The organism is Acidobacteriota bacterium, assembly GCA_040752915.1.
Taxonomy (GTDB): Bacteria; Acidobacteriota; UBA4820; order UBA4820; family DSQY01; genus JBFLVU01.
On the sequence record JBFMHB010000013.1, the window covers coordinates 45,484 to 51,498 of the forward strand.

Annotated in this window: 6 protein-coding genes; all 6 read left to right on the forward strand. The window is 70.2% G+C overall.

The genetic code is table 11. The features are described 5' to 3' along the window. The first annotated feature begins 265 nt into the window (after positions 1 to 265). The 6 genes from AB1824_04250 to AB1824_04275 all read left to right on the forward strand — a co-directional run bounded on the left by AB1824_04250 (position 266) and on the right by AB1824_04275 (position 5,908). Positions 266 to 904 (forward strand): CDP-alcohol phosphatidyltransferase family protein, encoded by a 639-nt coding sequence (locus AB1824_04250; GenBank protein ID MEW5764167.1) that lies wholly within the window; start codon positions 266 to 268, stop codon positions 902 to 904. Next, positions 901 to 1,956, forward strand: a complete 1,056-nt coding sequence (locus tag AB1824_04255; GenBank protein MEW5764168.1) for a phosphatidate cytidylyltransferase — start codon at positions 901 to 903, stop codon at positions 1,954 to 1,956. Before AB1824_04250 ends, AB1824_04255 begins: the two co-directional genes overlap by 4 nt. Positions 1,957 to 1,965: 9 nt before the next feature. Continuing rightward, complete coding sequence (locus AB1824_04260) at positions 1,966 to 2,622, forward strand: lysophospholipid acyltransferase family protein (protein ID MEW5764169.1); 657 nt, start codon at positions 1,966 to 1,968, stop codon at positions 2,620 to 2,622. Then, the gene (locus AB1824_04265; GenBank protein MEW5764170.1) at positions 2,619 to 3,704 is read left to right on the forward strand and encodes a 2-hydroxyacyl-CoA dehydratase family protein; all 1,086 of its coding nucleotides are present in this window, start codon (positions 2,619 to 2,621) and stop codon (positions 3,702 to 3,704) included. Before AB1824_04260 ends, AB1824_04265 begins: the two co-directional genes overlap by 4 nt. Continuing rightward, positions 3,701 to 5,047 (forward strand): 2-hydroxyacyl-CoA dehydratase family protein, encoded by a 1,347-nt coding sequence (locus AB1824_04270; GenBank protein MEW5764171.1) that lies wholly within the window; start codon positions 3,701 to 3,703, stop codon positions 5,045 to 5,047. The genes AB1824_04265 and AB1824_04270 overlap by 4 nt, the downstream gene beginning before the upstream one ends. A 78-nt stretch (positions 5,048 to 5,125) precedes the next feature. Beyond that, the gene (locus AB1824_04275) at positions 5,126 to 5,908 is read left to right on the forward strand and encodes an acyl-CoA dehydratase activase (protein MEW5764172.1); all 783 of its coding nucleotides are present in this window, start codon (positions 5,126 to 5,128) and stop codon (positions 5,906 to 5,908) included. The last annotated feature ends 107 nt before the right edge of the window (positions 5,909 to 6,015 follow it).

Sequence of the window (6,015 nt, forward strand, 5' to 3'; positions counted from 1 at the left end):
AGTGGCCGCATGGGTCCGGAGGTCCGGTCCACTTTGGTCCACTTTGGTCCACAAGTGAATGTTAGGGCCCACCCGCGCCCTTGTCAAGGGGCGGGGCGCGCCGGATGAGGGAAGGGAGACCGCGTCTGTCCGGGGCCGAACACACCCTGCTTCCGCCCGGCCCCCCGGCGGCGCGCGCCGGTCCGCGAAGAGGAGTCCCGTTCCGGCCCTCCGCTCCGTTTGCGCGGGGGCCGGAGGGGGCGCTAGACTGGGCGCGGGAGGGCCCATGATCTACCGCTGGAAGGCCCGGTTCCAGACCTTCGTGAGGGGCATGGCGGGGGACTGGATGACGCCCGACATGGCCCTGGCGGGAGGGGCTCTCGTGACGCTCGTAGCCGGGGCCTGCCTGTACGGAGGCCTGGTCCTCCCAGAGGGCCGATGGCTGCTCCTCTTGGTTCCGCCCGCCCTTCTCCTTCGGATGGCGCTCAACGCCCTGGACGGGCTGCTGGCCCGGGAGCGCGGCCAGGCCTCCGCCCTGGGAGAGGTGCTCAACGAGGGCGCGGACGTCGTCGGGGACACCCTGGCCTACGGAGTTCTCTACTTCGTCCCCGACGGACCCCGGCTCACGGTGGCCGTCTTCCTCCTGTGCACCTGGGCGGCGGAGTTCTTCGGCGTTCTGGGAAAGGGCCTCCCCGGAGGGGTTCGAAGGTACGAGGCCGCCTTGGGCGGAAAGCCGGACCGCGCCTTCTGGATGGCCCTGCTCTCCCTGGCGCTGTGGGCCGAGCCCCGCCTCCTCGCCCACACGCCGCGCTACCTCGCCGCTGTTTCTGTACTGGTGGGCCTCACCGCCGTATGGCGCGCCCGGGCCGCGGTTCGCGGGGCAAAGGGTCTGGCTTACGACGCCCGGACCCCCGTCGGCCGATGAGGTCTCTCTCCCACCTCGCGGTCCCGTTCCTCCTCCTGGCCTTTTCCGCCTACGAACTGCGGGAAAAGGGCGAGAGCGGCATGCTCGGGATCCTCCTGGCCGCGGCGGGCCTCCTGGGCTTCTTCACCACTGTGTCGGTCTTCCTGCGCTGGAGGAAGGCCGCCCTGGCGCAGGAGGTGGGCGCGCGGACGGAGACGTGGTGGTGGATGGCGGCCGTTTTCATGCTGGCCTTCTCCACCCACCGGATCGTCTCCTTCCTCTTTCTGGGCTTCCTGTGCTTTTCCGCGCTGAGGGAGTACTTTTCCCTCCTGCCCATGCGGGACGACTCCGCGGGCCAGATCCTCTCCTTCCGGGACCGGCCGTCCATCCTCCTCGCCTACTGCATGGTGCCGCTCTCCATCTGCGTCGCCTACATCCGGTGGTACGAACTGTTCATCATCCTGGTGCCGGTCTACTTCTTCCTCCTCATCCCCATCCTCTTCGTCATCCAGGACCGGACCGAGGGAGCACTGAAGTCCATGGGCGCCATCTCCCTGGGGACCCTCTTCTTCGCCTTCTGCCTGGGCCACGCCCTCTTCATGATCAACGTCGGGCCCATGCTCCTGTTCTTCTGCTTCTTCCTGACCGAGTCGAGGGACGTCATCGCCTTCTGGGTGGGAAAGGCCCTCGGAGCGCTGTCGTCGGCGCTTCCGGAAGGAGGGGCCAGGCGTCTGCTGGATCTCCCCATCGCGCCCACGGTGAACCCCCGGAAGACCTGGGCGGGGGGCCTGCTGTCCGCGCTGGCGGTGGCGGGTTTGTCGGTGGCCCTCCAGCCGCTGCTCCCTCCCTTCGGCGGCGAAGGGGCGACCCGGGAATTCGCCGCGGCGGCGGGATTCGCCATCGGGTTCTTCGGCCTCTTCGGGGACCTCGTCTTCGGAATGGTGAAGCGGGACATCGGCGTGAAGGACACGGGTTCGCTCCTCCCAGGCCACGGGGGGGTCATCGACCGCGTCAACGGCCTCGTGTTCACCGTGCCTCTCACCTTTCACCTCTTCTACTGGCGGTTCTTCTAGGGAGCGCCGATGCGCGTTCTGCTCCACGCGGTCCTGAGGCTCCTGCTAAGGGTCATCTTCGGCGCCGCACCCCGGCAGACCATCGGGGATTGGCCCGCCATCGTCGTGGCCAACCACGACACCCACCTGGACGTCTTCCTCGTCTTCTCGCTCTTTCCCCTCTGGCGGGTGAGCCGGGTGCGGGCCGTGGCGGCGGCGGACTATTTCGGAAAGGGGTTTCTGGGCGTGGGCGCGAAGCTCGCCTTCAACACGATCCTGGTTCAACGGGCCAGCGGGGACCCCGCGGCGGCCCTGGAACCCGTCCGGGAAGCCCTTCGCGCGAAATGCTCCCTCGTGATCTTCCCCGAGGGGACCCGCGGGGAGCCGGGGGTGCTCATGCCCTTCAAGCCGGGCATCGGGGCGCTGGCGGAGGAATTTCCCGACGTCCCCATTTATCCGGTGGCCCTGGTCGGCGCGGAACGGGCGCTGCCCAAGGGGGACCCGCTTCCGGTGCCCTTCAACATCGAAATCCGCCAGCTCGAGAAGGTCTACGGCAGGGACCTCATCGGACGCCACGGGGCGGGGGCGCGAAGGGCCATGGCGGCGGAATTGGAGGCGAGGATCCGCGAGGGTCTCAAGGAGGGCGGGAGGCCTTCGCTGGAGGCGCCGCCCGAGGAGGGGACGTGAGCACTCCGAGCCGCAGGGTCTACGCCCTCGAACAGAAGTCCCGGGGCCGGAAAGTGGCCGCCGTCTTCCCCGCGCGGTATCCGGCGGAGCTTCTGTGGGCGCGCGAGGTCTGCCCCGTGGAGGTCTGGGACCCGCCCGCGGGCGGCCAGGCGGCCCAGGCGCACCTTCAGGCCAACGTCTGTTCCGTGGTGCAGCGGGGGCTCTCCCTCTGGCTGTCGGGGGGGACGGAAGTGGCCGACTTCCTTCTCTTTTCCCATACCTGCGACTCCCTTCAGAACCTCTCCACCCTCGTCCCGCACCTGCTCGGGGAGAAGCGGCCCTGCCTCTTCTTCTACCCGCCCAAGGGCCGCCGCGACGACCTCGCGGAACGGTATCTCGTGGACCATCTGGCGGGCCTTTCGGAGCGGCTCGACGAGGCGGCGGGGCGAGCCGGCGAGGGCGCCCTGGAGCGGGCGGTGGCCTGGGGGGAAGCGAGGGGGCGCGCCCTGAACGACCTCTACGACGCCCGGGCCGCGGGGGGCCTGGCGGCCTCCAACGAGGATTTCTACGCTTCCGTGCGCGCCTGCGAGTACCTGTGGCCCGAGGAGGCGGTCCAGCGGCTGGAAGCCTTCCGGAGGGAGCGATCCGGGCCTTCCCCCCCGGGGGTTCCCCTCGTCTTTTCGGGCGTCCTTCCGCAGCCCGCCGGCCTCCTCGCCCGCCTGGACGGCTTGGGCGTTCGCATCGTCGAGGACGACTTCCTCGCCTGCGGTCGGCGCTTCGTCCGCGGCGCCCTTCCGCCCGCCGGAGAGGTCCTCTCCACCGTGGCCCGACGCCTTCTCGCCCTGCCGCCCTGCTCCACGGCGGGATCCCCCGTCTCGGACCGGCTCGATTTCCTTGCCCGCCTGGCGGGCCGCTCGTCGGCCCGGGGGGTGGTCTTCCTTTCGCTCAAGTTCTGCGAGCCCGAACTCTTCGACGTCCCGGCTCTGGCCGAGGGCCTTCGATCCCGGGGCGTCCCGTGCCTCGTTCTGGAGGTGGAAATGGGAGGCGAGGTCCCTGCCCAGACCCTCACCCGCATCGAGGCGTTCCTGGAGACCCTGCCGTGAGCGCCTTCGCGAGGCTCCGCTACCGCTTCGTGAGGGATGCCCTCCTGCCGGCGGCGCTGGCTTTCAAGGGAGGCCGAAGGAAGTCCCGACCGCCCGATCCCCTCTTCGGCCCTCCCCTGAAGAGCACGGCGGACCTGCGGAGGATCATGGCCCGCCATTACGCCCTGGCCCGGCACGCCAAGGGCGCCATGCCCGTGGCCTGGGTGACGAGCGGCGCTCCCGTCGAGCTTCTGCGGGCCTTCGGCTTCTACACCGTCTATCCCGAGAACCACTCGGCCCTGTGCGGGGCGCGAAAGCTCGGCCCCGAGATCTCCGCCGAAGCCGAGGCGAGGGGCTATTCCCAGGACCTCTGCTCCTACGCGCGCGTGGACCTGGGCCACGCCTTCTCGGGCAGGACCCCCGTCGGCTCTCTTCCCGCGCCGGATCTCCTCTTCTGCACGAACAACATCTGCCAGACGGTGCTCTACTGGTTCAAGGCCCTCTCCCGGGAACACGGGATTCCCCTGATCCTGCTCGACACCCCATACCTCCACGGGGGGCGGGATGAAGCTCCCGCCTTCGCCTACGTGGAGGGCCAGCTCCGGCGGGCGGTGACGGAATTGGAGCGCTTCGCCCGGAAGGACTTCGACGAGAAGCGGTTTCTTCAGGTCCTGGAGAGTTCGCGGAGGGCCTCCCAGCTCTGGGGAGGGGTCCTCGAAACCCTGCGCCGCCGGCCCGCCCCCATGACGATCTTCGACGCCTTCGTCCATCTTATGCCCATCGTTTCCCTCCGGGGCCTTCCCGTCTGCGAGCGCTACTACGAGGGCCTTCTTGCCGAACTTCAGGACCGGGTGGAGCGGGGGGTGGCGGCGGTTCCCGGGGAGCGTCACCGGCTCCTCTGGGACAACATCGCCATCTGGTTCGCCCTCGGCCCCCTGGCCCGCCTCTTCGCCGAGCACGGGGCCGTCCCCGTGGTGGCGACCTACACCCACGCCTGGGCGGAGACGGCCCACCAGATGGACCTCCAGGACCCCTTCGGCGCCCTCGCCCGGACCTACGGGGGCATCTTCCTGAACCGGGACCTGGCCCACCGCCGGGCCTTCCTCGAGACCCTTGCGCGGGAATACACCGTGGACGGAGCGGTGCTTCACTCGGCCCGCTCCTGCAAGCCCTACTCCATCGGACAGTACGACCTGAAGCAGAGCCTGATGGACATACCGGGCATCCCCTCCGTGGTGCTCGAGGCGGACATGACGGACCACCGGGTCTGGTCCGAGGCCCAGGCCCGCACTCGCCTGGAGGCCTTCTTCGAGGCGCTGGAGGGGCAGACCATCCGAAACTCGAGCGGCCCAGTGAACGCATGACCTCCTGGACGAGGGCGCGCAGGAGCCGGGGCCTTAGGTGGAAGCGGTTCTTCGTCAAGCCGGCCGGGGAGTGAAGCCATGGACCTCTACGCGGGCGTGGACGTGGGGAGCCTGACGGCCAAGGCGGTGATCCTGGGCGAGGACGGGTCGCGCTTGGGAGAGTCCCTGGTCCGGACCTCCCCGGACTTCGCCGAGTCGGCCCGGCGCGCCCTCGGGGAGGCCCTCAGCTCGGCGGGTTCGCCCGGCGCGGAACCTCGGGCGACGGTGGGCACGGGCTACGGACGCGCCAGCGTCCCGGGGGCCGCGCGCTCGGTGACGGAGATCACCTGCCACGCCCGAGGCGCCGCGGAACTCGTGGAGGGCGTGCGCCTCGTGGTGGACGTGGGAGGGCAGGACAGCAAGGCCATCCGGGTCGGGCCGGGCGGACGGGTGGAAGACTTCGCCATGAACGACAAGTGCGCCGCGGGGACGGGGCGCTTTCTCTCGGCCATGGCCGAGACCCTGCACACCGGCATCGAGGGCCTCGGGCCCGCGGGTCTCCGTTCCCGAAGGGACGTGGTCCTTTCGAGCACCTGCACCGTTTTCGCCGAAAGCGAGGTCATCTCCCTCCTGGCCGGCGGCGAGAAGGCCGACGACGTGGCCCACGCCGTGCACCTGGCCATGGCCCGCCGGCTCGCCGGCCTCGTGCGCCTGGTGGGCGCCCAGGAGCCGGCGGCCTTCACGGGCGGGGGGGCCCTCAACGGCGATCTGGTCCGCTGCCTCGAATCGGTCCTCGGCCTGGCCTTCACCGTTCCCGAAAAGCCCCAGCTCGCGGGAGCCCTCGGCGCGGCCCTGATCGCCCGGGAGTCGGGGCCTCGCTGAGTGGGCGAGGGGAGCGGGATGGGGTCGGCACGGCCCTATCCAGGCCTTTCCCATCCTTCCGTCCCGATCCCCTTCCGCGCCTCCGGGGTGGCCGCCGCGCTCCCCAC